A 25,688-nucleotide genomic window follows, 5' to 3' on the forward strand; every position below is an offset into this window, starting at 1 on the left:
TTCACCCGAAAGCTGCGCGCCGCCAGGATGCTGCACGGGACGAAGCCGACATCGTGGCTCATGGTCTGGAGCGGTTCACCGGGCGCAGATAATCGAGGTTCGCGACCGCCGCTCCCAAGAGCCGCGCCTGGACCACCTCGTCCGGCTGGGTCCCCGGCAGGAGTGCCGCCGTCTCTTGGGCGAACTGCGGACGCAGCAGGGCGCTGAGCGGCTGGCCGGTCACCTGCGCCGCGGTCACGCCCGCGAAGGCGATGAAAAAGGGCTTATCGATCAAATTGTCGACAAAATCCGGCTGCGCCTCCAGAAAGGAGTGCGCGGTGGCCCCGGTGATGTCGTAGGGCCCGGACATGGCCGTGATGAAACTCGGCCGCAGCGCCGGGTCCCGGGCCTCCTCCAGCAGGCGGCCGAGCCACAATGCGTTACCTCCGCCCTCGCTGTAACCGGTGACATAGAGCGCCGCGCCCGTCTTGCGCCCGAGTCGCGCCAGGAGTTCACGGGCGGCATGGATCAGGTCCCGGCCCGCCGGGGCATTGAGCCGGCCCAGGGCAAAGGGGTGCGGTCCGCGGTTCACCCCATAGCCGAGATAGTCCGTGGCCATCGGCAGTTCGGTGCCGGACAAAGAGCGGGTTCGGCCCGGATTGTAGGCCCCTGACGCCCTGCCCGTCTCCCGCCATAGGCACCGACCGGGGCACGCGCACGGGTACGGGGGAACAGGAACGCTTGCCGCAACGCCGGGGCGACCGCACCTAACGGGGCATCGGGGTGACGCCCCGCCCTCACGACCCGGGACCTCAGCATGAACCGACAGACCCGTATCACGACCGTCCTGACACAAGCCCTGGGGCCGCTGCACCTGGAAGTGGTCGACGAGAGCCACCTGCACGCGGTGCCGGTGGGGGCCCAGTCACACTTCAAGGTGTTGGTGGTCAGCGAGCAGTTCGCCGACCATGGGCTGGTCATGCGCCACCGGGTGGTCAATCGGCTGCTGCGCGACGAGTTCGACCACGGGCTCCACGCCCTGGCCCTGCACACCTGGACCCCGCGGGAGTGGTTTGAGAAGGGCGGTACGGCCCCGGAGTCGCCCCCGTGCCAGGGCGGATCGCACGCAGACTGAGGCGGGGGAACCGGCCGGCGCCAACATCGGCGAGGTAAGGAAGCGCCGCTATTGATACTATTGCCGCCCGGCCGGCCTGCACCTGGCCGGGCAAGTCTTAAAACGGGGGCCCTGCGCTTCCCATCGTCAATCCTGTCGGCACGGCATCGGGAGCAGACTCATGAGATCCAAGTTATTGATTGCGTGTATTCTTGGCGCCTCCTACTGGACGGCGCCCGCCGGGGCCGCCGATCCGGCGACGGTCAAGATCGGCTGCGTGGCGCCGCTGACCGGTCCCCAGGCGCACCTGGGAAAGGACATCGAGAACGGGGCCCGCCTGGCGGTGGACGCGATCAACGCGACCAATCCCCGGCTCGGCGGTCAGCCGGTCCAGTTCGTCCTGCAGGTCGAGGACGACGCGGCGGACCCCAAGACCGCGACCGTAGTGGCGCAAAAGCTGGTGGATGAGGGCGTCAAGGGCGTGGTCGGGCACCTGAACTCGGGGGCCAGCATCCCGGCCTCACGCATCTATGCCGACAACGACATCCCCCAAATCTCCCCCGCCTCCACCGCGGTGGCCTACACCCACCAGGGGTTTAAGACCACCTACCGGGTGATGGCCAACGACTCCCAACAGGGTCAGGCCTTGGGCAAGTACGCGACCAAGCTCGGCAAGCGGGTGGCGGTGATCGATGACCGCACCGCCTACGGCCAGGGCCTGATCGACGAGGTGGTGAAGGGGGTCGCGGCGGCCGGCGGGGAGGTCGTGGGCCGGGAATACACCACCGATAAGTCGACCGACTTCACCGCCATCCTCACCTCGCTCAAATCCAAGAAGCCGGACGTGGTGGTGTTCGGCGGCATGGACCCCCAGGCCGCCCCCATGATCCGGCAGCTGCGCACCCTGGGGATGAAGACCGCCTTCATGGGCGGCGACGGCATGCAGTCGGCCGAATTCCTCAAACTCGCGGGACCCGCCGGGGAGGGGGCCATCGGGTCGTCGCCTGGGCTGCCGCTGGCGAAGATGCCCGGGGGGGCAGACTTCAGAAAGCGCTTCAATGAGCGCTTCGGCAAGGTCCAGATCTATGCCCCCTTCGCCCACGACGCGGCCGTGGTGATGATCCAGGCGATGCTGCGGGCCGACTCGACCGAGCCTGAGAAGTACCTGCCGGAACTGGCCAAGACCCGCATCGACGGGGTCATCGGCCCCATCGCCTTCGACGACAAGGGGGATCTGAAGGACGGCCCCGTCACCCTCTATCAGGTCAAGAAGGGCCACTGGGAGCCGGTGGAGACCGTCGGCGGCCAGGCGGCGCAGTAGCAACCACCCGCCGCGCCGCGCATGGACGTCCTGCTCCAGCAACTCGTCAACGGCCTGATCCTGGGTAGCCTGTACGCCCTGGTGGCCTTGGGCTACACCATGGTGTACGGCATCCTGGAGTTGATCAATTTCGCCCACGGCGAGATCGTGATGCTGGGGGCCATGGTGTCGGTGACGGTCCTCGGCCTGCTGGTGGCGGCCGGGGTGCCGGTGCCGCTGGCCCTGGCGGTGGCCCTGGCCGCGGCCGTGCTGGTATGCATGGCGACCGGGGTCCTGGTGGAGCGGGTCGCCTACCGGCCCCTGCGCAATGCCCCGCGTCTGGCCCCGCTGATCACCGCCATCGGGGTCTCGATCGTCCTGCAGAACCTGGCGATGATCATCTGGGGCCGCCAATATCTCTCCTTCCCGCCGGTGCTGGCCCCCCATGTTTATGAGTGGCACGGGGCCACGGTGTCGAATGTCCAGTTGCTCATCGTGGCGGTGGCAGCCCTGACCATGGGCGCCCTGCTGCTGCTGGTGCAGCGCACCCGGCTGGGGCGGGCGATGCGCGCCACTGCCCAGCACCGGGAGGTGGCGGGGCTCATGGGGGTGGACGTGAACCGGGTGATTGCCGCCACCTTTGCGGTGGGCTCGGCGCTCGCGGCGGTGGCGGGACTGCTGATCGCCGCCTATTACGGCATCGCCCACTACAATATGGGCTTCCTCCTGGGGCTGAAGGCCTTCAGCGCGGCGGTGCTCGGGGGCATCGGCAACATCCCCGGGGCCCTGCTGGGCGGGCTGCTCCTGGGGGTGATCGAGAGCCTGGGGGCGGGCTATATCGGGGATCTGACCGGCGGCTTTCTGGGCAGCCACTACCAGGACATCTTCGCCTTCTTCATCCTGATCCTGGTGCTCGTCTTCCGCCCCTCCGGGCTGTTGGGCGAGCGCGTGGCGGACCGTGCCTAAGGGTTTTGTCCGCAAATGAACGCAAATAAACGCAAATTAAGATCTTGGCTGGGTTGTTGCGGTGCTCGCCCGAACCGTCACTCCCCTCCAGCGCTGCCACGGGTTTTGCAAGACGCGATGGATATGGCGAGGGCGTGCCGGACAGGGCACGGAATTTTCTTCATTTGCGTTCATTTGCGTTCATTTGCGGACAACAATTCTCAGTATGCCTGACCTGCTGCCCGAGCGTTTCTACCGCGACCCGCGCCTCGCCTGGGGTGCCTATGCGGCCCTGGCGGTGCTGCTGGTCGCCCTGCCCTTCCTGGTGGACGCCGGGATGGGGCGGTCCTGGGTGCGGATACTCGATTTCGCGCTGCTCTATGTGATGCTGGCGCTCGGGCTCAACATCGTGGTGGGGTTTGCGGGGCTGCTGGATCTCGGCTATGTCGCCTTCTATGCGGTGGGGGCCTATTTCTACGCCATCCTGGCCTCGCCCCAACTCGGCATCCACCTGCCTTTCTGGGCCTTGCTGCCGCTGGGGGCCGGGGTCGCCTGTCTCTTCGGGGTGCTGCTAGGCGCCCCGACACTGCGCCTGCGCGGTGACTATCTGGCCATCGTGACGCTCGGCTTCGGGGAGATCATCCGGATTTTTCTGAACAACCTGAATGCCCCGGTCAATCTCACCAACGGCCCCCAGGGCATCAACATGATCGACCCGGTGCGCATCGCCGATGCGTCCCTGCGGCGGCCAAGCGAATGGCTGGGGGTCACGCTGCCCGGCACACACACCCACTATTACCTGTTTCTCCTTCTCACCCTGGCGGTGATCTTCATGGCCCTGCGGCTACAGGGGTCGCGCATCGGGCGCGCCTGGGCGGCGATCCGCGAGGACGAGGTCGCCGCCGAGGCGATGGGTATCAACACCCGCAACCTGAAGCTGCTGGCCTTCGCCATGGGGGCGACCTTCGGCGGCCTGGGGGGCGGACTCTTCGCCGCCTTCCAGGGTTTCGTGAGCCCCGAGTCCTTCACCCTGATGGAGTCCATCATGATCCTGTGCATGGTGGTGCTGGGGGGCATGGGCCACATCCCGGGGGTCATCCTGGGGGCCATCCTGGTGACCGTGCTGCCGGAACTGCTGCGCTACATCGGCCCGCTGCAGGAGGGGCTGCTCGGACGGGTGCTGGTGGACCCGGCAGATCTGCGGATGCTCCTCTTTGGTCTCGCGCTGGTGGTGGTGATGCTGTTCCGACCCCAGGGGCTCTGGCCCTCGCCGGTGCGGGCGCGGGAGTTGCACCCGGACAACCCGGACCTGGTCCGGCAGGAACAAGAGGCACTCTATGACGCCGAACGCTGAGACCGCCGCCCGCCCGCCGCCGCTGCTCGACGCCCGCGCGGTGACCAAACGCTTCGGTGGGCTGACCGCGCTCAGCGAGGTCTCCATCGCGGTCCAGGCGGGCGAGATCGTCGGACTGATCGGGCCTAACGGGGCCGGCAAGACCACCTTCTTCAACTGTCTCACCGGGCTCTATCACCCGAGCAGCGGCAGCGTACACCTGGATGGCGTGCCGCTGGCCGGGCTCAAGCCCCACGCGGTGGCGGCCCTGGGGCTGGCACGCACCTTCCAGAACATCCGGCTGTTCGCCAACATGAGTGTCGTGGAGAACGTGATGGTCGGACGCCATGTGCGCTCGCGCGCCGGGGTCTTGGGGGCCGTGCTGCGCGGCGCGCGCACCCGTGCCGAGGAGCGCTCCATCCGCGAGCGGTCCCGGCAACTCCTGGAACGGGTGGGGCTCGCCGCACGCGCTGACCAACTCGCCCGGCAACTGCCCTATGGCGACCAACGGCGCCTGGAGATCGCCCGGGCACTCGCCACCGACCCCAAGGTCCTGGCGCTCGACGAGCCGGCCGCGGGGATGAATCCGATCGAGACCCAAGCCCTCAAGGGGCTCCTGGAGGCGATCCGCGCCCGGGGCCTGACCCTGCTCCTGATCGAGCACGACGTGCGTCTGATGATGGACCTGTGCGACCGGGTCGTGGTGCTGGACTACGGGCGCAAGATCGCCGATGGGCCGCCCGCTGCGGTGCAGCGCGACCCGGCCGTGATCGAGGCCTATCTGGGCGCCGGGGCGGGGGGGGCCGCGGCATGAGCCTGCTCGAAGTCCAGGGCCTCGAGGTGCATTACGGCGGCATCCGCGCCCTCAAGGGGATCGACCTTGCGGTCACGCAGGGGGAGGTCGTTTGCCTGATCGGCGCCAACGGGGCGGGCAAGACCACGACGATGCGCGCACTCGCGGGCCTCCTGCCGGCCGCCGCCGGGACCATCCGCTACGCCGGCAGCGAGGTGACGGGACTGCCGGTACACCGGCGGGCGCGGCTCGGGATCAGTCTGGTCCCGGAGGGCCGCGGGGTCTTCCCGCGCCTGACGGTGGCGGAGAACCTGCAAATGGGGGCCTATTTCCGTACTGATATGGCTGGTATTGCCGCGGATCTCGCGCGTGTCTACGGGCTCTTTCCGCGCCTGGAGGAGCGTCGCGCCCAGACCGGCGGCACCCTGTCCGGGGGTGAACAGCAAATGCTGGCCATCGCCCGCGCCCTGATGAGCCGCCCGCGCCTGCTGCTGCTCGACGAGCCCAGCATGGGGCTGGCCCCCCTGGCGGTGCAGACGATCTTCGCGACCATCCGGCTCATCGCCGACCAGGGCATGACCCTGCTCTTGGTGGAGCAGAACGCCCGCCTGGCCTTGGAGGTGAGCGGCCGCGGCTACGTCCTGGAGGGCGGGCTGATCGTCCACCAGGACGCCGCCGCCGCGCTGCTCGCAAGCCCCAAGGTCCGCGCCGCTTATCTGGGGGCCTGACCCGGGTTCCTTGCGCATCAGTCGTTGTCGTTGTCGTTGTCGTAATCGAATAATCCGACCACGATTACGACAACGACAACGACAACGACAACGACAACGCTTGGGGCGTCGGTCTGGCGGGAAGACGTCAGGCGCCCTTGACCTTGTTCCAGGTATACACGGACGTCACGGCATAGTTCCATACTGCCCCCACGATGATACCGGCAATGGCCGACAGGACCCAGGCAGTCTGGCCGACCAAGTGAGTCTCGAAGGCGTAGGTGGCGATGCCGACGTTGGCGACGGCGCCGAGCGAGCAGGCGAGCGTGAAGGAAACCCAGCCGCGCAGCAGCCCCCAGCCGCGCAGTTGTCGGTCGCGGTAGGTGACGACGTTATTGATGAAGAAGTTGAACGTCATCGCCACGACCGCGGCGACAGTCTGACCGACGGCAAAGCGGGCACCACCCAGGTCAAAGACCAGCCACAAGACGAACAAGTGGACAAAGACCCCGGCCCCACCGACCAAGGCAAAGGGGATGAAGCGGATCGGGACATAGCGCCCCAAGGTCTTGTCCAGCAGCATCATCAGAAAGTCCCAGAGGACCGCCGTATCGAACTTGCTCTCGCCCGCCTGCCGGGTCCGGAACTCATAAGGCACCTCAATGAACCGCAGGGGCTTGGGGCTTGAGGCGAACAGGTCCAACAGAATCTTAAAGCCGATTCCCGACAGGTCATGCACCGCCCCTTCCAGGACTCCGCGTTTCAGCAGGAAGTACCCGCTCATAGGGTCCTGCACCGCCGCCTTGAGGAGCAACCGGGACACCCGGGTCGCAAAGCGGCTGGCAAATTGCCGATCACCCGCCCATTGGCCCAGGCCGCCGCCGACGACATAGCGGCTGCCGATGGCAATCTCAAAGCCCCCCTCTTTCACCCCTCGCAGCATGGCGGGCAGGATCGACTCATCATGTTGCAGATCCCCATCCATCACCGCCAGGTAGGGGGCGGAAGAGGCCAGCATGCCCTCCACACAGGCGGTGGAAAGGCCCCGTCGGCCGATCCGCTGCAGCACCCGCACCCGCGGGTCCTGCCGCGCGACCTCCCGCACCAGCGCGGCGGTGCCGTCCGGTGAGTCGTCGTCCACGAAGATGACCTCCCAGGCGACGCCATCAAGGACCGCGGTGAGCCGTTTCACCAGTTCCTGGACATTCTCCCGCTCGTTGAAGGTCGGGACTATTACTGATAGCTCAGGGCTTGGGGACACGTTGACCTCGGGGGTTAGCGGTTAGGAGGACCGGTACTGACGCCGCGACGGGGCTCTTGCCGACCGGTCGGCTTGCCGGCGATTGTACTATTCGTCGGCGCAGGGCTCCTCTTTCCCGGATCGAGCCCGGCTTTACCTAGAACCCGGCAAGGGCTTATGCTCCGCGTCCCGCGCTGTCGGCGACGCCGGCAGGAGCACATCACCGCGTCGCTGCCGCCACCGACACCCAGCGGTCCCGGTTAGCCGCAACCCTTAAGGACTCCTCATGAAGATCCTGTTCGACCTGCTCCCGATCGTGCTCTTTTTCGTTGTCTACAAGTTTGCCGGCATCTACTGGGCGACCGGGGCGGCCATCGCCGCCGCGGGGCTCCAGGTCGCCTGGGTGTGGTGGCGCGAGCACCGGGTGGACAAACTGCTGCTTGCAACCCTGGGGCTGATCGTCGTCTTCGGCGGCTTGACCATCGCCCTGCGCGACCCGATCTTCGTGATGTGGAAGCCGACCCTGGTCAACTGGCTGTTCGGGGCAGCCTTCCTGGGTAGCCAGTGGATCGGCAAACGCCCCCTGACCCAGCGCATGATGGGCCAGGCGATCAGGGTCCCCGCCCCCGTCTGGCGCCAGCTGAACCTGACCTGGGCGCTGTTCTTCGTCGTCCTGGGGCTGACCAATCTCTTCGTGGTCTATTGGGCCAGCGGCTTCTACCAGGCCCAGCACGCGCTGCTCCAGGCGACCGGACTGGACGCGATCGATCTGGCGACCTGTGCCGCCCAGTTTTCCGACGCCCTGCTGGCGCTGTGCAACGAGGCCCATGTCCGCGAAGGGTACTGGGTCAATTTCAAGCTGTTCGGTATGATGGGACTCACCCTGCTCTTCGTGGTCGCCCAGGCCCTCTATCTGGGACGCCACCTCGAGGACGAACCCACGGCCGTGGAGACCGACTGACGTGCTGTATGCCATTATCGCCGCCGACGTGCCGGGCAGCCTCACCGCCCGCCTGAGCGCCCGTCCCGCCCACCTGGAGCGCCTGCGCGCCCTCCAGGAGGAGGGGCGCCTGGTCCTGGCCGGACCCCATCCCGCCATCGACAGTCCGGACCCGGGGCCCGCGGGCTTCACCGGGTCGCTCATCGTCGCGGAGTTTCCGGACCTGGCGACGGCCGAACGCTGGGCGGGCGCGGACCCCTATGTCACGGCCGGGGTCTACGCCCAGGTCCAGGTCAAGCCATTCAAACAGGTGTTCCCCGCCTGACCAATCGACACCGGCCGGTACCGCACCCCGGCGGCCAGACCGACGCTGCGCCGGTACGCAGCGCGGGCCGCGGCCTCTCACCTAACCACTGAAACCAACCTACGGAACCGTAACGACATGCTCAAGAATCGTATTTCACTCGTGGTCGGCGCCCTGCTCGCCTCCGGTCTGTGCCTGGCGGACGACGCCAAGGTGGCGCCCAAGGGTGCCGCGCCGGCCGCCGCCGCCGCCGCGCCGGCCGCCCCTGGGGCCAACGTCAACATTGCCACGGTCAACGGTGTCGCCTATCCCCTGGATCTCTTCCGCATGTTCTTCATGGAGCGGCTGCAGGAGACCCAGGCCCAGAATGACCCGGCCTTCCAGCAGCAGGCGTTCAATGAGTTCATGACCATGGTCGTCGCCGCCCAGGAGGCGCAGAAGCGCAAACTCCAGGACGCCCCGGACGTCACCGCGGCCATCGAGGTGCAGCGCCTGAAGGTCCTGTCCAACGCGGCCCTGGCCGCCATGGCCCAGGACCTGAAGGTCACGGATGACGAGTTGAAAAAGGCCTACGAAGAGGTCAAGAAAAACGCGGCCCGCACCGAGTTCAAGGCGCGCCACATCCTGCTCAAGGACGAGGCCGCGGCCAAAAAGGTCATCAAGGACCTGGAAAAGGGGGCGGACTTCGGCGAACTGGCGAAAAAGAACTCGGAGGTCTCGACCGCCAAGACCGACGGTGGCGTGCTCGATTGGTTCGACGCCAATTCGATGCCCAAGCCCTTTGCCGATGCCGTGGCGAAAATGAAAGCGGGTACCAACTCCAAGGAGCCGGTACAGACCCAGTTCGGCTGGCACGTCATCAACCTGCAGGAGACCCGCACCGGCGAGCCGCCCAGTTTTGAAGACGCCAAGCAAAAGCTCACCGCCTTGGTCCAGCGTCAGAAGCTGGCGGTTGAGGTCAACAAGCTGCGCGAAGGGGCCAAGGTGGACTTGAACGAGGAGGTGGTCAAGGTCACCCCCAAGACGGACGCGGCGGCACCGGACGCGGCACCGGCGAGCCCGGCCAAGAAGGACGACAAGAAATAGTCTGCACCCCAAGCGCGGTGCGATTTCCGGCCGCCCTGGTTGATCGGGGCGGCCCTTAATTTTATTAAAAAGAAGAAGTTTAGCCGCAAATGAACGCAAATTGACGCAAATAATCGAAGACTTAGCCTTTGGTGCGTGTTAATCATCCGGGTGACGCCCGCGACGATGCTAACCAGCAGATTTATTTGCGCTTATTTGCGTTCATTTGCGGCCAAATACTCTTTCTTGGTTCAGCGGATCAGCGCCGCTTGCGCTGCATCAGCTCAGCGTAGAGGGCCTCGTAGCGGGCCGCTACGATATCGATGTCGAAACCCGCCTGCACCATCAGCCGGGCCGCAGCCCCCATCCGGCGTCCGCAATCACCCTGCACCGCTTGCAGCGCCGCGGCCAGCCCGGCCGCGTCGTCCACCTCGAAGGCGGCGCCCGTGACCCCGTCGCTTACCAGTTCGTTGCAGCCGCTGACCCTGGTCGCCACCGCGGGCAGACCGCTGGCTATCGCCTCCAGCAGGGCGTTGGGAAGCCCTTCGTTGGCCGAGGGGAAGACAAAGCAATCGCTCGCCTGATAGTAGGGCACCACGTCCCGCACATGCGGATGGATTCGCAGCAGAGTCGGGTACGCCGCCGCCCACTGCTCCAACTTGCACCGCAGCTCGGCACCGTAGGACTCCCGACTGGTCGGGCCGACGGCCAGAAGCAACATGCCGGTGCCGAAGCCCTGGGTACTGATCCACCGCTCACACAGCCACTCGATACGCTTGCGACGGTCGAACACGCCGACGAACAGAGCGACCGCGCGCTCGGGCGGCAACCCGAGCGCCGCCGCCGCCTGTCGCTTCTGTTCTGGGGTGGCCGGATGGAAGCGCTGCATATCCACCCCGTTGGGAATGCGCCGAACCTTGGCGGTGGACAGCCCCCGTAGTGCGAATTCCTCCTCAAGATCGGCGCTGATCGCCACATAGGCGTCGATCATGCCGAGAAAGGCCCGGTGGATGGGGGCGACGCGTGAGCCGCTCAGGCTGCTCAGGTCGTCGTTGGCCAGGCTCGCCTTGACCAGACTCGGTTTGCCCAGCAGACGGCCCACGGGGCCCACGATGCTCTGGGTGTAATTGGCGCCCTGCCCATGCACGATGTCGATCTCCCGACGCCGCTCCCACAGGTGGGCCAGCAGCGAGCGCCACACGCTGAACTCCTGGTGGACCGCCCGCAGGTTGATGTGGACCCCGGTGACCTCAAAGCCGTCGACCTCATAGCGCCGGGGGACGCCGGTCCAGGCCGGCGACACAAACGCGATGCGATGGCCGCGCTCGCGCAACCGCCTGGCCAGCAGCAGGGCCTGGGACGCCGCGCCGCTGTATTCCGGCGGGAGATAGCGCGCGAACATCAGGATGCGGAAGCTGCTCACGGGGAATGGGGGCCTTCTCGTCGAGTTGGATAGGCGCACTGCAAACCCCGCGATGCTACACAAAAACCACCGCCGCCGCCCCTGGAGAACGCACGGCAGGCGCCGACGGCCGCCGGACGGTGATGACAGCGCCGACCCTCCCGGAGCCCGATTGCGCGCACCGACCGCTGCGGGGGGCCGCCGGACCTCGTCCGAAACAAGCTCAATCGCGACCGGACTCCAGGGCTGCGATGCGCACCTCCAGGGGCGGGTGGCTCATGAACAGGGCCGCGAGCCCCTGGCCGATGCCGCCGCTGATACCGAAGGCGGCGAACTCGCGCGACGGCAGGTCAGCTGTCGCATGGCCGCGCTGCAAGGCGCGCAGGGCATCGACCATCTGGCGCCGGCTGGTGAGCCGGGCACCACCCGCGTCGGCGTGGAATTCGCGGTAGCGGGAGAACCACATGACGATCATGGTCGCGAGGAAGGACAACAATACCTGTGCGATCATCGAGGCGACAAAATAGCCGATCCCGGGACCTGAGCGCTGATCGTTGGGACCGCGCAGGGCCTGGTCCACCAGGCTGCCGATGATCCGCGACAAGAACACCACGAAGGTGTTGACCACGCCCTGGATCAAGGTCAGGGTCACCATGTCGCCGTTGGCTACGTGGCTGATCTCGTGGCCGACCACCGCCTCCACCTCGTCCTTGGTCATGGACTGGAGGAGTCCGGTGCTGACCGCGACCAGGGCCGCGTTGCGGTTCCAGCCGGTCGCAAAGGCATTGGGGTCGGGCGAGTCGAAGATGCCGACCTCCGGCATCCTGATCCCGGCCGCCGCGCACTGGCGCGCGACCGTGTCCACCAGCCAGCGCTCGAAGGGGGTGCCCGGTTGCTCGATGATCTGCACCCCCATGCTGCGCTTGGCCATGGACTTGGAGAGAAAAAGCGAGATGAGGGACCCGGTGAACCCGATGACGGCGGACATCACCAGCAGGGACGTCAAGTCGAGGCCGCCGTTGGCATTGACGCCGCTCAGGCCAAGCAGGTTGAAAACCAGGCTGATGACCACCAGCACGGCGACATTGGTCGCCAGAAACAGGAAGATTCGCATCATGAGTCGAGACTCCGGCTTGAGGGTTGCGACGGTGTGCATACCATGCGCGCAAGGGCGGTCCGCACGCAATTGTGAGATGTTACTTGAGATCCGGCACTGAGGGCGATGCCGACTCGGCCAAGAAAAAACGGGCTGGACAAGCGGCACGCCCGCCGCTAAAATTTCCGTCTCGATGTGATCGGGGCCATAGCTCAGCTGGGAGAGCGCAACACTGGCAGTGTTGAGGTCGACGGTTCGATCCCGTCTGGCTCCACCAACCAAGAATCCGGTCTTCCACGGAAACACAGGAAGACCGGATTTTTTTCTGGTCCTGGACATGGACCGCCGAGACCAGAAAAGCCGTTTCAGTCCCCATCGTCTAGAGGCCTAGGACACCGCCCTTTCACGGCGGCGACCGGAGTTCGAATCTCCGTGGGGACGCCAATCAAACCAACGGGTTGCACCGGATTTCGGGCAACCCGTTGTGCTATCCGAGGGCCTGTTCCCGACGCAACGACCGGGTGGCATCGCAGGATCGATCCCCTAGGCCAACAGCGCCTCCAACTCAGCCGGCAGATGGGGTCGGCCGCGGGCATTGAGCGCGGTGCCGATGATCCGGGCGGCCAGCACCGGCTTCTCATCCGGGAGCCGCAGGATCGCCTGGTCGAAGGCAAACCGCAGCCGCGATTCACGCACGAAATCCAGATCGACACGGAACCGGTCCCCGCTGGTCAGCGGGAACTTGTAGTCCAGCTCGGCGCGCACCACGACCAGGTTGACACCGCTCCTGGTGTATTCGGCGAAGTCGATGCCGATGGACTTGAGATACAGGTGGCGGACGTGCTCCAGATAATTCTGGTAGACGCCGTTGTTGACGATACCCTGGATGTCGCACTCGTAATCGCGCACGGCCATCTCATGGCTGAAGGCATGGGAACCCATGGAACCTCTCCCGAGTCGTTATGTAAGTCAGTAATTTAGCCGCAACCGGCTGGTGCGCGGAAGCCCGCGCGCGGCCCCGCGGGCGCTCAACCCTTAGCGCCGGTCTTGCTCCCGAACAGCGAACCCATGACCCCGCGCAGTAACTGGCGCCCGACCTGGCTACCCAGGGCGCGGGCCGCGCTGGTCGCGAAGGCCTCCAGCGGGGTTTGGCGCCCGCGGGACCCGCCGCCCGTCCCGCGCGCCCCGCCCGGCAGGTCAGTCCCACCCGTCGGCACCGCCGCCCCGGTCGCACGTTGCGCCAGCATCTCATAGGCCGACACCCGGTCGATGGTGATGTCATAGACGCCCTTGAGCAACGATCCGTCCAGCACCGCCTGGCGCTCCGCGGCCGCGACCGGACCCAGCCGACTCCCCGGCGGGGCGACGCTCACCCGCTGCACCATCCCCGGGACCCCCTCCGCGTCCAGGGTCGAGACCAGGGCCTCACCGAGCGCGAGCGCGGTAATCACCGCCTCGGTGTCCAGGGCCGGGTTCGGGCGGAAGGTCTGGGCGGCCACCCGCACCGCCTTCTGGTCTTTCGGCGTGAAGGCGCGCAGGGCATGTTGAACGCGGTTGCCGAGCTGACCCAGCACCGCCTCCGGCACGTCGAGCGGACTCTGCGTCACGAAATAGACCCCGACGCCCTTGGAGCGGATCAGCCGCACCACCTGCTCGATCTTATTTAACAGGACCTTGGGCGCATCGTTGAACAGCAGGTGCGCCTCGTCGAAGAAAAACACCAGCCGCGGGCGGTCCGCGTCGCCCACCTCCGGCAGGGTCTCGAACAGCTCCGAGAGCAGCCACAGCAGGAAGGTCGAATAGATGGCCGGGGTGTGGATGAGCCGGTCGGCCGCCAGGATGTTGATGTAGCCGTGGCCCCGCGGGTCGGTCTGCATCAGGTCCGCCAGGCTCAGGGCCGGTTCGCCGAACAGGCGCGTCGCCCCCTGCTGCTCCAGGGCCAGGAGGCGGCGCAGGATGGCCCCGACGCTCGCCTTCGACACATTGCCCCAACGGGTCTGAAGCCCATCGGCGGTGTCCGCCGCATGGGTCAGGAGCGAGCGCAGGTCTTTGAGATCCAGCAGCAGCCAGCCGTTCTCGTCCGCCAACTGGAAGACGATGTTGAGCACCCCCTCCTGGACCTCGTTGAGCCCCAGGAGCCGCCCCAGCAACAGCGGCCCCAAGGCGCTGATGGTCGTGCGCACCGGGTGGCCCTGGACCCCGTGCAGATCCCAGAACTGCACCGGATTGGCGGCGTAGGTGAAGCCTTCGGCCTGTTCCAGACCCATCTCGGCCACCCGCTGCGTCACCTTCACGTTGGCCCCGCCGGCCTGGCTGAGCCCGGCCAGGTCCCCCTTCACGTCCGCCAGGAAGACCGGCACGCCAGCCCGGCTGAACTGCTCCGCCAGGCGTTGCAGGGTCACGGTCTTGCCGGTGCCGGTCGCACCGGCGACCAGGCCATGGCGGTTGGCCATGCGCAGGTTGATCGCGACCGGCACGGTACCGGTGCCGATGAGAATGGAATCGGTCATGGGGGCGCTCCGTTGGGGCTGGCGTCGATGGGGTGGCAGTGTATACCGAGCGGACTGACAAGTTTCGGTGCGCCCGGGCCGCGGGGGTGCCGACCCGTGGGGACCACACAAGGGGTCGATCGTGGGAACGATCAGAACTGATGTGGTGGCCGAAATCCCGGGTACGCTGTCGTTGTCGTGGTCGTGGGCGTGGTCGTTGTCGTAATCGAATGATCCGAGCACGATTACGACAACGACAACGACAACGACGCCCGGTCCGTGAGAACGTCCGGTCACCAGGGACGGGCAAGACGCCCGTCCCTCCGGCTTTGCCGTGAGGGGCGCGCCGGGACCCAGCCGGAGCGGCTTGCAGCCGCGACTGCGCCCCGTAAAATGCCGTGCGCCGCAGGTTACCGCGGCCTCGCAGCGCGGCTGCAAGCCGCTCCCACGGGGAGCCTTTATCTTCCGGGGACGAACGGGGAGTCTTCGGCTATACTCCGGCCGGGCCGGGGGGCGTGCCGCGAGGGGCCTTACGCCGCAGCGAGCGCGCCACCACCCTGGCACCGATTACAAACGGACGCCGTCTCTGACTGGGGCGGCGCATCGATCATCAAGAAGTAACGCGGAGGTTAACGACATGTTGGAAATCAAAGGTTCGGTCGCGGTCATCACCGGCGGCGGCGGCGGCATCGGCTATGCCATCGCTGAACACTGGGTCAAGAACGGCGGCAAGGTGGTGCTGGCCGACGTGGCGCAGGAGCCCTTGGAGAAGGCCGCGGCGGCGCTCGCCGCGCTGGGCGGTGAGGTGGTCACGGTGGTCGGCAACGTCACCAGCGAAGAGGACACCGCCCGGCTTGCCGATACCGCCATCGAGAAATTCGGTGCCATCAATCTGGTCGCGCCCTTTGCCGGCATCATCAAGGACGGCATGATGGTCTCCCCGGACCGGGAAACCGGCAAGGTCACGCGCAAGCTGTCGTTCGACGACTTCAAGAAGGTCATCGACATCAATCTGAACGGCGTCTTCCTGACCGTGCGCGAATGTGCCGCGCGCATGATCGACAACAAGTGCAAGGGGCTCATTTGTCTGGTCTCCTCCACCGGCTCACTGGGCACGGCCGGCCAGATCAGTTACTCCTCCACCAAGGCCGCCATGTCGGTGATGCCCAAGGTGATCACCGCGGAGTTCTTCCGGCGCGGTCTGTCCAATCAGATCCGCTGCGTGGCCGTAGCCCCGGGCTACGTCGGCACGCCGATGGTGAAGAACATGAATCAACAGGCCCTGGACAAGATCCTTCAGGACATTCCCATCGGCCGCTTGATCGAACCCGAGGAAGTGGCGCAACTGGTCGCGGACATCTACCGTAACGAGGCGCTGAGCGGCGACGTGTATTTCATCCACGGCGGCCTGCGCCTGGGCTCCAAGGGCTGATCCGGGCGGGACGCCAACCCCCCTGGAGCAGACCTCAGTCAGTGACTCCTGAGCCGCCGGCGGTTACCCACCGCCGGGGGACTTGGAGTCTCTTTCCGATTATGACGAGCGTGAAGACCCGCCGACGCGGCGGGTCCCCACGCCGATGGAGAAGCGCCGTGTCTGGTTACCTGCGATTGCCCGCGCTCGCCCTGGCGACGGTCACGCTGTTCTGCGGTTGCCTCGCGCAGCCCGGCCCCACGCTCACCGCCGCGGCGGCGCACGACCAGGCCAAGGCCGGCACGCTCACGCTGATCGACATCCGCACCCCCGCCGAATGGCGCGAGACCGGGATCGCCGCCGGCGCCGCGTCGATCATGATGCAGGACCCCAAGGGTCCGGACGGCTTCGCCGCTGCGGTCCTGGCCCAGGTCCGGGGTGACTACGCAGCCCCGATCGCGCTCATCTGCCGCACCGGCAACCGAAGCGCTCACATGCAACAAACGCTTGCAGATCATGGATTTACTCGGGTCTACAGCGTCGCCGACGGCATGGCGGGCAGCGCGGCCGGGCCCGGCTGGATCAGGCTCGGCCTGCCCGTGACTTCGTGCAAGGACTGCTGACCAGAGCGATGCGTGCCAAGCGCGGGGTCACGTTGATCGAACTGATGATCACGTTGGCCATCATGGTGATCGTGCTGATGTTCGCCGCCCCCCCGTTCGGCGCCTTGATGGCCCGCAACAGGATGTCCACGACGGTGAACAACTTTGTCGCGACCCTCAGCCTCGCCCGTTCGATGGCGGTCATGGGCACGGCGCCGGTCAGCATCTGTTCCGATGACGGAAATGGGGCCTGCGGCGGCACCGGCGATTGGGCCAAGGGTGCGCTACTTTTCAGGGATGATGATTCTAATCAAATACTTGATGGAACGGAAGCGGTAACGAAGCGCCTGAACGCTTCCGAGAGCACGACGATTGTCGCCAATGTCGCGGCCGTGACCTTCAGTCAGGACGGTACGGCGACGACGACGGCTGCAGGCGCCAACTCGACGTGGGTCTTCTGTGATCCTTCAGGCCGTGTCAGTCCACGACTCGTTGCGGTCCAAGGGGGTGGCTCCAACTACCTCTATCAACATGCCGCCTGTTCGCTATGACGCGATGGTCGACGCACGGCAGCAGCCCAGCGTACCGCCGGCGGGCGGGTGGACCCGCGGCAAGGCGCCCGGTGCTGGTGGGCCGCGGGAACCCGAGGGTCCGCCGACGGGCCTGATCGAGTGTCCGTGTAGGCGGTTGATGCGGCTCCTGATGTACCGCATCTTCAGACCTACCCGACCTGGTTTGTACGAGTGCCTGTCCGATGAGCCTGCTTGAATCCTCTCAGACCGATTTCCATGACCCCCGGCTGGCGACCTCCCGGGCCGACCTGTTAGCAGCGTTGCGTGCCTTCCTGCCGACGGACGCGGTACTGGAGCACGAGGAGCAGGTGCGGCCCTACGAGTGCGACGGGCTTTCGGTCTATCGACAGCTCCCCCTGCTGGTGGTGCTGCCGCGCACCGTCGCGGAGGTTCAGCGGGTCTTGCGTCTGTGCCACGAGCGCCAGGTGCCGGTGGTGGCGCGCGGGGCCGGCACCGGGCTCTCGGGGGGCGCGCTGCCGGTCGGTGATGGGATTGTACTCAGTCTGGCGCGGTTGAATCGCATCCTGGCCCTGGACCCGGCGGCGCGCACCGCGCGGGTGGAGCCGGGCGTGCGTAACCTGGCGATTACCGAGGCGGCGGCACCCCACGGACTCTACTATGCGCCGGACCCCTCGAGCCAGATCGCCTGCACCATCGGGGGCAATGTGGCGGAGAATTCGGGGGGCGTGCACTGCCTGAAGTACGGACTGACGGTCCACAATGTGCTCGCGGTGAAGTTCGTCACCATGGCGGGGGAATTGATCGAACTCGGCGGGGCGGCACCGGACGCACCGGGCTATGACCTGTTGGCCCTCTATATCGGTTCGGAGGGGATGCTGGGGGTGACGGTGGAGGTGACGGTGGCGCTGCTGCCGGTGCCCGAGCGGGCCCAGGCCCTGCTGGCCGCCTTCGATGACACCGAGCGCGCCGGCCACGCGGTGGGCGACATCATCGCGGCCGGCATCATCCCGGCTGGCCTTGAGATGATGGACGGACCGGCGATCCAGGCGGCCGAGGCCTTTGCCCACGCCGGGTACCCGACCGACGCGGCGGCGATCCTGCTGTGCGAGCTCGACGGCACCCTGGAGGAGGTGGCCGAACTGACGCAGCAGGTGCGGGACCTGCTGCTGGCGAGCGGGGCGACCCTGGTGCAGGTGTCGCGCGACGACGCCGAGCGCCTGCGCTTTTGGAAGGGGCGCAAGTCCGCCTTCCCGGCGATAGGGCGCCTCGCCCCCGACTATTACTGTATGGACGGCACCATCCCCCGCCGCAAGCTGCCGGAGGTGCTGCGCCGCACGGCGCAGTTGGCCGCGGAATATCGCCTGCCGGTGGCCAACGTCTTCCACGCGGGGGACGGTAACCTGCACCCGCTGATCCTGTTCGACGCCAACCGGCCCGGTGAACTGGAGCGCGCCGAGGCACTGGGTGGGCGGATCCTGGAACTGTGCGTGGAGGTGGGCGGCACCATCACGGGTGAGCACGGGGTCGGGATCGAGAAAATCAACCAGATGTGCGTCCAGTTCAGCCCGGCGGAGTTGGCCCAGTTCCGCGGCGTGAAACAGGCCTTCGACCCGCTGGGGCTGCTCAATCCCGGCAAGGGGGTGCCGACCCCGCGGCGCTGTTCGGAGTATCGGCAATTGTCTGGGAGCGCCGGGCACCAGCACGGCGCGGGCGCGTCGCACTGACGAATTCGCCCCCCATGCACGACAACCCGGACCGACTCATCAGCCCCCTGGCCGCGGGGGACGACGGCGCCATAGAGCGGGCGATCCGCCCGCGCCGGCTCCAGGACTATGTGGGCCAGCCGGCCGTCAGCGAGCAGATGGAGATCTTCATCGGCGCCGCCCGCGCCCGGCGCGAGGCCCTGGACCATGTGCTGATCTTCGGTCCCCCGGGACTGGGCAAGACGACCCTGGCCCACATCATCGCCCATGAGATGCAGGTCAACCTGCGCCAGACCTCGGGGCCGGTGCTGGAGAAGCCGGGGGATCTGGCGGCCCTGCTGACGAACCTGGAGCCGGGCGACGTGCTCTTCGTCGATGAGATTCACCGCTTGAGCCCGGTGGTGGAGGAGGTGCTGTATCCGGCGCTGGAGGACTTCCAACTCGATATCATGATCGGCGAGGGCCCGGCGGCCCGCTCCATCAAGCTCGATCTGCCGCCCTTCACCCTGGTGGGCGCGACCACCCGGGCGGGACTCCTGACCTCGCCGTTGCGCGACCGCTTCGGCATCGTCCAACGGCTGGAGTATTACTCGGCGTCGGACCTGGCCACCATCGTGCGGCGCTCCGCGGAGATCCTGGCGATCCCCACGGACCCGGAGGGGGCGGCGGAGATCGCGCGGCGCGCCCGCGGCACCCCGCGCATCGCCAACCGGTTGCTGCGGCGCGTGCGCGATTTTGCCCAGGTGCGGGCCGCCGGGCGCATCACGGTACCGGTGGCGGATCAGGCGCTGGCGATGCTCAAGGTGGATGCGCTGGGCTTCGACCACATGGACCGGCGGCTGCTGGCGGCGGTGATCCAGATGTTCGACGGCGGACCGGTGGGGGTGGAGAGCCTGGCGGCGGCGATCGGCGAGGAGCGAGGGACCATTGAGGACGTGCTGGAGCCCTATCTGATCCAACAGGGGTATCTGATGCGCACCCCCCGCGGACGCATGGCGACCCCGGCCGCCTATCTGCACCTGGGCCTGCGGGTCCCGGTACGGGTGCCGCCATCGGGCGCGGCGGGTCCCGGACCGGCCATCGGAGACCTCTTTGCGGGGGCAGGGACCGAGGGCCTCGGACCAACAATATAGAGCATTGAGACAGGACCGTAGATTCCGCGCCTCTTAACACTAAGAATTAAGTTAAGAGACAAGTGAGGACAACATCGAGGTTCCTAGTATCATGGCCACGCTGCACACCACTAACACGCTGCGACCGACCAAGATCCCGCTCGGCAATCCCTGGGAGGCGTGGCGGCTGGGCTGGGTGGCGTCCGAACTCTGGATGACGTCCGCCTATACCATGATGAGCCGCACCAACTGGCTCGCCGGCGCCGACCCGAGCCAGCGGGCGGTCCAACAGGAATGGCAGCGCCTGTGGGGCGAGAAGGTCGCGGCCGGGCTGGAGGTCGCCATGGAGGTCCAGCGGGCGGGTTATGACCTGTGGCTGGGCCAGTTCAATCCCTGGCGCAGCGGCCGCCGGGTGCTGCGGCCCCTGCACCGGCGCACGCTCGCCAATGCCCGGCGGCTGGCGCGCCGGGACTTGGCCTGAGAACACCGCCAAACGCGACGCCCGCTGCCGCTCGGCGGCCCGGAGCTGCGCGCTGCCGTTAAGTCAAGCGCCTGGAGTCCAAGGATTGCGCCTTGGCGCGCTCCAAGACGCAATCCTTGGACTCCAGGCAGCGGCGGCGTCGTCTGCGAGTGCGCCTTGACTTAATGACCCTGAGGTGCCCCCAGGGATCTTCTTCCGCCCATGATCCGCGGTTTGCGGTTAAGCTCCCCGCCCTAGCGACACCGGACTTCATGGCTCGCCGGTCCGCCCGCCCTGCCCCCGCCCCACGCCGGGGAGGCGATTGCCGCGCCCACTGCCCTGAGAGACCCGATGAGTTCCGACCTTTCCCTCCTCAACCTGATCCTGCACGCAAGCTTCGTGGTCCAGTTGGTCCTGTTGGTCCTGGTGCTGGCCTCGATCACCTCCTGGACCCTGATCCTGGACCGCGGCCGGGTGCTTGGCAATGCGCGCAAGGCCGCCAATGCATTCGAGGAGCGCTTCTGGTCCGGCGGGGACCTGAGCGTCCTCTACAAGGACTTGAGCGCGGACGATCAGGGGAACTTCGGCCTGGCGGCCATCTTCCGCGCCGGCTTCAAGGATTATGTGCGCCTGCGCAAGATCGAGGGCAGCGACATGATGGCGGTGCTGCAAGGCGCCGAACGCTCGATGCGGGTGGCCCTGAGCCGGGAGATGGACCGGCTGGATGCCAACCTGTCCTTCCTTGCCACGGTGGGCTCCACCAGCCCCTATGTGGGCCTGTTCGGTACCGTCTGGGGCATCATGCACGCCTTCCACGCCCTGGGTAATGTCGACCAGGCGACCCTGGCGCTGGTCGCCCCCGGGATCTCCGAGGCCCTGGTCGCCACCGCCATCGGACTCTTCGCCGCCATCCCGGCGGTCATCGCCTTCAACCGCTTCTCCAACCAGGTGGAGCGGCTCAACAACCGCTACGAGGAGTTCATGGAGGAATTCTCCACCCTGCTGCAGCGCCAGGGCCGCGGTTGACGCGCCCACCCCGCCGAGACCCTGAAAGCCAATGCTCAAGCGCTCGCGCCGCCACGGCCGCCGCCGCCCCATGTCCGACATCAACGTGGTGCCCTACATCGACGTGATGCTGGTGCTGCTGGTGATCTTCATGGTCACCGCGCCCCTGATCACCCAGGGCGTCAAGGTCAACCTGCCCCAGGCGCGGGCGGGCGGCATCCCCAGCCCCACCGTGGCCTCGGTGATCATCACGGTCGACCGCATGGGTGATTTCTATCTCGACGCCGGGCAGGACAAGCACCTGCCGGCGTCCGACAAGACGCTCTATGAGCGCATCCGCACCGTCCTTGCGTACAAGCCCGAGACGCCGGTGCTGGTGCGGGCGGACAACGAGGTGGACTACGGCCGGGTGGTGCGCGCCATGGTGGTGGCACAGGCGGCCGGGGCGCCCAACGTCGGCCTGATCACCGCCCCGCCGGCCCACCGTGAACCCTGACCATGTGGCAGGTCCTGCGCGAAAACCGGCGCGCCCTTTACTGGTCACTGTTGCTGCACCTGCTGTTCGGGCTGCTGCTCTTCGTCAGCGTCCGCTTTCTGGCGGACCCCTCGCTTGGCGGTCAGACGCCCAAGCTGGTGCAGGCGACCCTCCTGGGCGACCGCGCCATGGAGGAAATGGTCTCTCGCTTCCGGGCGGAGCAGACCCGGCGCGCCGCTGACAAGCAGCCCCAGGAGGCCAAGGCCCCACCGCCGCCACCCGCCCCTGACGCGACCACCCTGGCCGCCGAGGCGGCGGCCGCGCAGGCCAAGCGCGAGGCGGACGAGGCGGCGCGTCAGGTAGCGGCGCAGGCGCAGCAGCGCGAGGCCCAGCGCAAGGCCGAGGCCCAGGCTCAAGCCGCGGCTCAAGCTCAAGCCGCGGCTCAAGCTCAGGCCGCGGCTCAAGCCCAGGCCGCGGCTCAAGCCCAGGCGCAGGCCGCGGCGCAGCGCGAGGCGCAGGCCGAGGCCCAACGCCAGGCCGAGGCCCAGGCGCGCCGCGAGACCGAGGCCCAGGCGCGCCGCGAGACCGAGACCCAGGCGCGCCGCGCGGCCGAACTCGCCGCCCGGCAGTATGCCGCCGAGGAGGCCCGCCGCCAGGCCGCGGCCGCCGAACGCCAGGCCCAGGCCCAGGCGCGCCAACAGGCCGCGGCCGAGGAACGCCAGGCCCAGGAGGCCGCGGCCATGGCCGCGCAGATACAACGTCAGGCCGAAGAGGCGGCGCGCCGGATGCACTCCGAGCGCGAGCGCATCCGCCAGGAGCAGGCGCGCCTGGAGGCCGAGGCGCAACGCCGACAACAGGCCGAGTTGGCCTTGCAGCGCCGAGCGGAGGCGCAGCGCCTGCGCCAGATCGAGTCCGAGGCCGAACGCATGGCCGTGGAGGAAGAACGCCGTTTGGCGCAAGAGGAGTCGCAACAGCGCATTGAGGAGGAGGCGCGCGCCTTGGAGCAGGAGGACCGCGAGCGCCTGACGATGGCGCAGGCCCAGCGCACCCGTGAGTCCGACGCCGCCTCGCAGTCATCCTCCGAGCAGATCGCCCGAGAGGTGGACCGCTACATCCCGGTGGTCAGAGACCGGGTCCGCCAGTTCTGGACCCACCCGCCCGGCCAGTCCGCCGACCGGCTGACCAAAGTCTCGCTGCGGGTGATGCCGGGGGGCGAGGTGATACCGAACTCGGTGCGGGTGGTGCGCAGCAGCGGCAATACGGCCTTCGATCAATCGGTGATCGCGGCCATCTACAATGCCTCCCCGATCCCGGTGCCGTCCGGCCCCGCCTTCGAGCAATTCCGGGAGTTCGATTTCGATTTTTCCCCCTGATCCTGGAAAGAGCAGTCATCCACAGATGAACACAGATGAACACAGATTATTCATTGGCTTACGCTTGGTCGGGGGCTCACCTTGCAGGTGACTGTGACAGTAGCGATAAGCGCATGACAATTCAAAGAACATCTGTGTCTATCTGTGTTCATCTGTGGATTTCAGGCTGACACAGCACGGCCCGAGTCCAGCGTGCCGCGGCGCCGATCCCGGGCCTTCCGAACCATCCTGTCTTGTTTCCGACCGCCTTTTGCGGCCGTTGATTCTGGCACAATAGACAACTATCGCGGCGCTCGCGCGCTGATCCGGCCCGGAGACCACAGCCCCATGACCACCGGCAGATTACCCACCCTCATCGCCGCCCTCGTCGGCGCGGCGCTGGGCGTCCTGGGCCTCACCGCCCCCGCCCAGGCGCGGCTCACCATCGAGGTCACGGGCGGGGTCGCGGCCGCCCAGCCCATCGCCGTGGTGCCCTTCGGGGTCGCCGCGGGGCTGATCACCAAGGACGATGTGGCCGCGGTCATCAGTGCGGACCTGGTACGCACGGGCAAGTTCCGCGCCCTGCCCACGCGTGACATGATGTCCATGCCCAGCACCGCGGCCGAGGTGGACCTGCGCGACTGGAGCCTGCTCAACATGAACAGCCTGGTGATCGGCCAGGTGGAACAGGAGGGCAGCGGCTACCGTGTGAGTTACACCCTCTTCGATGTCTTCGGGGGCAAAGAGATCGCCTCCGGGAATCTCAGTACCACCGCCGGCGGGCTGCGCCTCACCGCCCACCGCATCGCCGATCAGATCTTCGAGAAGCTCACCGGTCAACCCGGGGTCGCCGCCACGCGCATCGCCTACATCACCTCCAGCGGCCGCGGCAACAGCCAGACGGTCACGCTGCGGGTGGCCGACGCCGACGGCTCCAACCCCCAGACCATCGTCTCGTCCAATGACCCGCTCATGTCCCCCGCCTGGTCGCCCGACGGGCGGCGATTGGCCTACGTCTCCTTCGAGAACCGGCGCGCCGCCATCTACCTCCAGGACTTGGCAAGCGGCAGCCGCGACCTGGTCGCGAGCTACCCGGGCATCAACGGCTCACCGGCGTTCTCGCCCGACGGCCAGCGGCTCGCCCTGACCCTGTCCAAGGACGGCAACGCCAATATCTATATACTGAACCTGCAGACGCGCGAACTGACGCAGGTCACCGACCACTTCGCCATCGACACGGAGCCCGCCTGGTCCCCGGACGGCACTCAACTGATCTTCACCTCCGATCGCGGCGGCAGCCCCCAGATCTACCGCATGGCCGCGGCGGGCGGGCCCGCCGAGCGCATCAGCGCCGAGGGCGACTACAATGCCCGGGCCTCCTATGCCCCGGACGGCAAGTCCGTCACCATGGTGAGTCGGGTCAATGACCAGTTCCGCATCGCCGTCCTGGACCTGGACCGCGGTTTGACCAAAGTTCTGAGCCAAGGCGACCTGGACGAGTCCCCAAGTTTCGCGCCGAACGGCAGCATGGTAATTTACGCGACGATTCAGGACGGACGCGGGGTGCTCGCGACCGCCGCGGTGGATGGCGGCGGGAGCCAGCGGCTCTCCCAGGACACGGGTGAGGTGCGCGAGCCCGCCTGGTCGCCGATGATGAAATGAAGAGGCCCTCCGTGATATCGACCCCGATCCGATCCCGCGCCGCGCCGCGCCGCGACCTGTCCGCACTGCCCGGCGCCCCGCTGGTGCTGGCCTTGCTCCTGGCTGGCTGTGCGAGCACCCAGCCGCAACCCGAGCCCCAGACCCTCGGGGCCGGCCTGCCGCCGCCCCTGCCCCTGAACGCCGCCCCGAGCGTCGCCGACACGGCGCGAACCGAGCCCGCGCGTCCCACCTACCGCGGCCCCTGGGAGGACCCGGCCAACCCGCTCTACCGGCGCACCATCTACTTCGACTACGACAGCACCGAGATCAAACCCCAATTTCTAGACGTCATTCGCACCCACTCGACCTACCTGGGCACGACCAAGGGCCAGCGTGTCACCCTGGAAGGCAACACGGACGAGCGCGGCACCCGCGAATACAACCTGGCCCTGGGCGACCGCCGCGCCGAATCGGTGCGGCAACTCATGGTGGCCGAGGGCGTCAGCGCGGACCAGATGGCCACCTTGAGCTACGGCGAGGAAAAGCCCGCCGACCCCGGCCACAGCGACGCCGCCTGGCGACTGAACCGGCGGGTCATCATCCACTACTGAGGCAAGGGGCCGGACGAGGACCAAGACGCTCGTCCGCCCATGAACGCGGCCAAACCTGCATGATCGCCACCCGCAA

General features: G+C 67.3%; 26 protein-coding genes and 2 tRNA genes. 22 read left to right on the forward strand and 6 right to left on the reverse strand.

What is annotated here, in order from left to right:
* Positions 1-58: 58 nt before the first annotated feature.
* A complete protein-coding gene (locus tag THSYN_RS19580; protein WP_100920605.1) occupies positions 59-619 on the reverse strand; it encodes a hypothetical protein in 561 nt (186 codons plus the stop codon).
* A gap of 177 nt (positions 620-796) precedes the next feature.
* Here THSYN_RS19580 and THSYN_RS19585 point away from each other — a divergent pair, with 177 nt between their 5' ends.
* The 6 genes from THSYN_RS19585 to THSYN_RS19610 all read left to right on the forward strand — a co-directional run bounded on the left by THSYN_RS19585 (position 797) and on the right by THSYN_RS19610 (position 6,192).
* Positions 797-1,114, forward strand: a complete 318-nt coding sequence (locus tag THSYN_RS19585) for a BolA family protein (protein WP_100920606.1) — start codon at positions 797-799, stop codon at positions 1,112-1,114.
* 160 nt (positions 1,115-1,274) lie between these two features.
* A complete protein-coding gene (locus THSYN_RS19590) occupies positions 1,275-2,414 on the forward strand; it encodes a branched-chain amino acid ABC transporter substrate-binding protein (protein ID WP_100920607.1) in 1,140 nt (379 codons plus the stop codon).
* Between the two features lie 21 nt (positions 2,415-2,435).
* Entirely contained in the window at positions 2,436-3,359 is a 924-nt protein-coding gene (locus tag THSYN_RS19595; protein WP_100920608.1) for a branched-chain amino acid ABC transporter permease, read from the forward strand.
* A gap of 205 nt (positions 3,360-3,564) precedes the next feature.
* A complete protein-coding gene (locus THSYN_RS19600; protein WP_100920609.1) occupies positions 3,565-4,692 on the forward strand; it encodes an ABC transporter permease subunit in 1,128 nt (375 codons plus the stop codon).
* Positions 4,676-5,485 carry an ABC transporter ATP-binding protein gene (locus THSYN_RS19605; RefSeq protein WP_100920610.1) on the forward strand — a complete coding sequence of 270 codons (810 nt, stop codon included), beginning with the start codon at positions 4,676-4,678 and terminating at the stop codon, positions 5,483-5,485. The genes THSYN_RS19600 and THSYN_RS19605 overlap by 17 nt, the downstream gene beginning before the upstream one ends.
* Positions 5,482-6,192 (forward strand): ABC transporter ATP-binding protein, encoded by a 711-nt coding sequence (locus THSYN_RS19610; protein ID WP_100920611.1) that lies wholly within the window; start codon positions 5,482-5,484, stop codon positions 6,190-6,192. The genes THSYN_RS19605 and THSYN_RS19610 overlap by 4 nt, the downstream gene beginning before the upstream one ends.
* 127 nt (positions 6,193-6,319) lie before the next feature.
* Here the strand turns inward: THSYN_RS19610 and THSYN_RS19615 are convergent, their stop codons facing one another.
* The gene (locus tag THSYN_RS19615) at positions 6,320-7,432 is read right to left on the reverse strand and encodes a glycosyltransferase family 2 protein (RefSeq protein WP_100920612.1); all 1,113 of its coding nucleotides are present in this window, start codon (positions 7,430-7,432) and stop codon (positions 6,320-6,322) included.
* A 265-nt stretch (positions 7,433-7,697) separates the two neighbouring features.
* Between THSYN_RS19615 and THSYN_RS19620 the strand changes: the two genes are divergently transcribed.
* The 3 genes from THSYN_RS19620 to THSYN_RS19630 all read left to right on the forward strand — a co-directional run bounded on the left by THSYN_RS19620 (position 7,698) and on the right by THSYN_RS19630 (position 9,741).
* Complete coding sequence (locus THSYN_RS19620; RefSeq protein WP_100920613.1) at positions 7,698-8,372, forward strand: inner membrane-spanning protein YciB; 675 nt, start codon at positions 7,698-7,700, stop codon at positions 8,370-8,372.
* Position 8,373: 1 nt separating this feature from the next.
* Positions 8,374-8,676: a YciI family protein gene (locus THSYN_RS19625; protein WP_100920614.1), complete on the forward strand. Its 303-nt coding sequence runs from the start codon at positions 8,374-8,376 to the stop codon at positions 8,674-8,676.
* A gap of 117 nt (positions 8,677-8,793) precedes the next feature.
* Positions 8,794-9,741, forward strand: coding sequence for a peptidylprolyl isomerase (locus THSYN_RS19630; protein WP_100920615.1), 948 nt, complete (start codon positions 8,794-8,796; stop codon positions 9,739-9,741).
* A 238-nt stretch (positions 9,742-9,979) separates the two neighbouring features.
* On the opposite strand, the gene THSYN_RS19635 is transcribed toward THSYN_RS19630, so the two are convergent.
* Positions 9,980-11,143 (reverse strand): glycosyltransferase family 4 protein, encoded by a 1,164-nt coding sequence (locus THSYN_RS19635; protein ID WP_100920616.1) that lies wholly within the window; start codon positions 11,141-11,143, stop codon positions 9,980-9,982.
* 202 nt (positions 11,144-11,345) lie between these two features.
* Positions 11,346-12,239, reverse strand: a complete 894-nt coding sequence (gene htpX / locus THSYN_RS19640; RefSeq protein WP_172965312.1) for a protease HtpX — start codon at positions 12,237-12,239, stop codon at positions 11,346-11,348.
* A gap of 180 nt (positions 12,240-12,419) precedes the next feature.
* On the opposite strand from htpX, the gene THSYN_RS19645 reads away from it, so the two are divergent.
* A tRNA-Ala gene (locus THSYN_RS19645) sits at positions 12,420-12,495 on the forward strand.
* A gap of 91 nt (positions 12,496-12,586) precedes the next feature.
* Positions 12,587-12,662, forward strand: a tRNA-Glu gene (locus THSYN_RS19650).
* A 99-nt stretch (positions 12,663-12,761) separates the two neighbouring features.
* Here THSYN_RS19650 and THSYN_RS19655 read toward each other — a convergent pair.
* Positions 12,762-13,160 (reverse strand): acyl-CoA thioesterase, encoded by a 399-nt coding sequence (locus THSYN_RS19655; RefSeq protein ID WP_100920617.1) that lies wholly within the window; start codon positions 13,158-13,160, stop codon positions 12,762-12,764.
* A gap of 86 nt (positions 13,161-13,246) precedes the next feature.
* On the reverse strand, positions 13,247-14,728 hold the full coding sequence (locus THSYN_RS19660; RefSeq protein ID WP_100920618.1) for a helicase HerA-like domain-containing protein: 1,482 nt from the start codon (positions 14,726-14,728) through the stop codon (positions 13,247-13,249).
* Positions 14,729-15,344: 616 nt separating this feature from the next.
* Here THSYN_RS19660 and THSYN_RS19665 point away from each other — a divergent pair.
* The 11 genes from THSYN_RS19665 to pal all read left to right on the forward strand — a co-directional run bounded on the left by THSYN_RS19665 (position 15,345) and on the right by pal (position 25,612).
* The gene (locus tag THSYN_RS19665) at positions 15,345-16,139 is read left to right on the forward strand and encodes an SDR family NAD(P)-dependent oxidoreductase (protein WP_100920619.1); all 795 of its coding nucleotides are present in this window, start codon (positions 15,345-15,347) and stop codon (positions 16,137-16,139) included.
* A 158-nt stretch (positions 16,140-16,297) separates the two neighbouring features.
* Positions 16,298-16,741, forward strand: coding sequence for a rhodanese-like domain-containing protein (locus THSYN_RS19670; protein ID WP_236848619.1), 444 nt, complete (start codon positions 16,298-16,300; stop codon positions 16,739-16,741).
* Between the two features lie 8 nt (positions 16,742-16,749).
* A complete protein-coding gene (locus THSYN_RS19675) occupies positions 16,750-17,271 on the forward strand; it encodes a GspH/FimT family pseudopilin (RefSeq protein WP_100922502.1) in 522 nt (173 codons plus the stop codon).
* Between the two features lie 203 nt (positions 17,272-17,474).
* Positions 17,475-18,977, forward strand: a complete 1,503-nt coding sequence (locus tag THSYN_RS19680; protein ID WP_100920621.1) for an FAD-linked oxidase C-terminal domain-containing protein — start codon at positions 17,475-17,477, stop codon at positions 18,975-18,977.
* Positions 18,978-18,991: 14 nt separating this feature from the next.
* The gene (gene ruvB, locus THSYN_RS19685) at positions 18,992-20,089 is read left to right on the forward strand and encodes a Holliday junction branch migration DNA helicase RuvB (protein ID WP_100920622.1); all 1,098 of its coding nucleotides are present in this window, start codon (positions 18,992-18,994) and stop codon (positions 20,087-20,089) included.
* Between the two features lie 91 nt (positions 20,090-20,180).
* On the forward strand, positions 20,181-20,549 hold the full coding sequence (locus tag THSYN_RS19690; protein WP_100920623.1) for a hypothetical protein: 369 nt from the start codon (positions 20,181-20,183) through the stop codon (positions 20,547-20,549).
* 330 nt (positions 20,550-20,879) lie between these two features.
* Positions 20,880-21,554 (forward strand): protein TolQ, encoded by a 675-nt coding sequence (gene tolQ / locus THSYN_RS19695; RefSeq protein WP_100920624.1) that lies wholly within the window; start codon positions 20,880-20,882, stop codon positions 21,552-21,554.
* A 31-nt stretch (positions 21,555-21,585) separates the two neighbouring features.
* Positions 21,586-22,029 carry a protein TolR gene (gene tolR / locus THSYN_RS19700; protein ID WP_100920625.1) on the forward strand — a complete coding sequence of 148 codons (444 nt, stop codon included), beginning with the start codon at positions 21,586-21,588 and terminating at the stop codon, positions 22,027-22,029.
* A 2-nt stretch (positions 22,030-22,031) separates the two neighbouring features.
* A complete protein-coding gene (gene tolA, locus THSYN_RS19705) occupies positions 22,032-23,381 on the forward strand; it encodes a cell envelope integrity protein TolA (RefSeq protein WP_100920626.1) in 1,350 nt (449 codons plus the stop codon).
* Between the two features lie 327 nt (positions 23,382-23,708).
* Positions 23,709-25,022: a Tol-Pal system beta propeller repeat protein TolB gene (tolB, locus tag THSYN_RS19710; RefSeq protein WP_100920627.1), complete on the forward strand. Its 1,314-nt coding sequence runs from the start codon at positions 23,709-23,711 to the stop codon at positions 25,020-25,022.
* The gene (gene pal / locus THSYN_RS19715) at positions 25,019-25,612 is read left to right on the forward strand and encodes a peptidoglycan-associated lipoprotein Pal (protein WP_100920628.1); all 594 of its coding nucleotides are present in this window, start codon (positions 25,019-25,021) and stop codon (positions 25,610-25,612) included. The genes tolB and pal overlap by 4 nt, the downstream gene beginning before the upstream one ends.
* Positions 25,613-25,688: the final 76 nt, after the last annotated feature.

The organism is Candidatus Thiodictyon syntrophicum, assembly GCF_002813775.1.
In the GTDB taxonomy this organism is placed as follows: domain Bacteria; phylum Pseudomonadota; class Gammaproteobacteria; order Chromatiales; family Chromatiaceae; genus Thiodictyon; species Thiodictyon syntrophicum.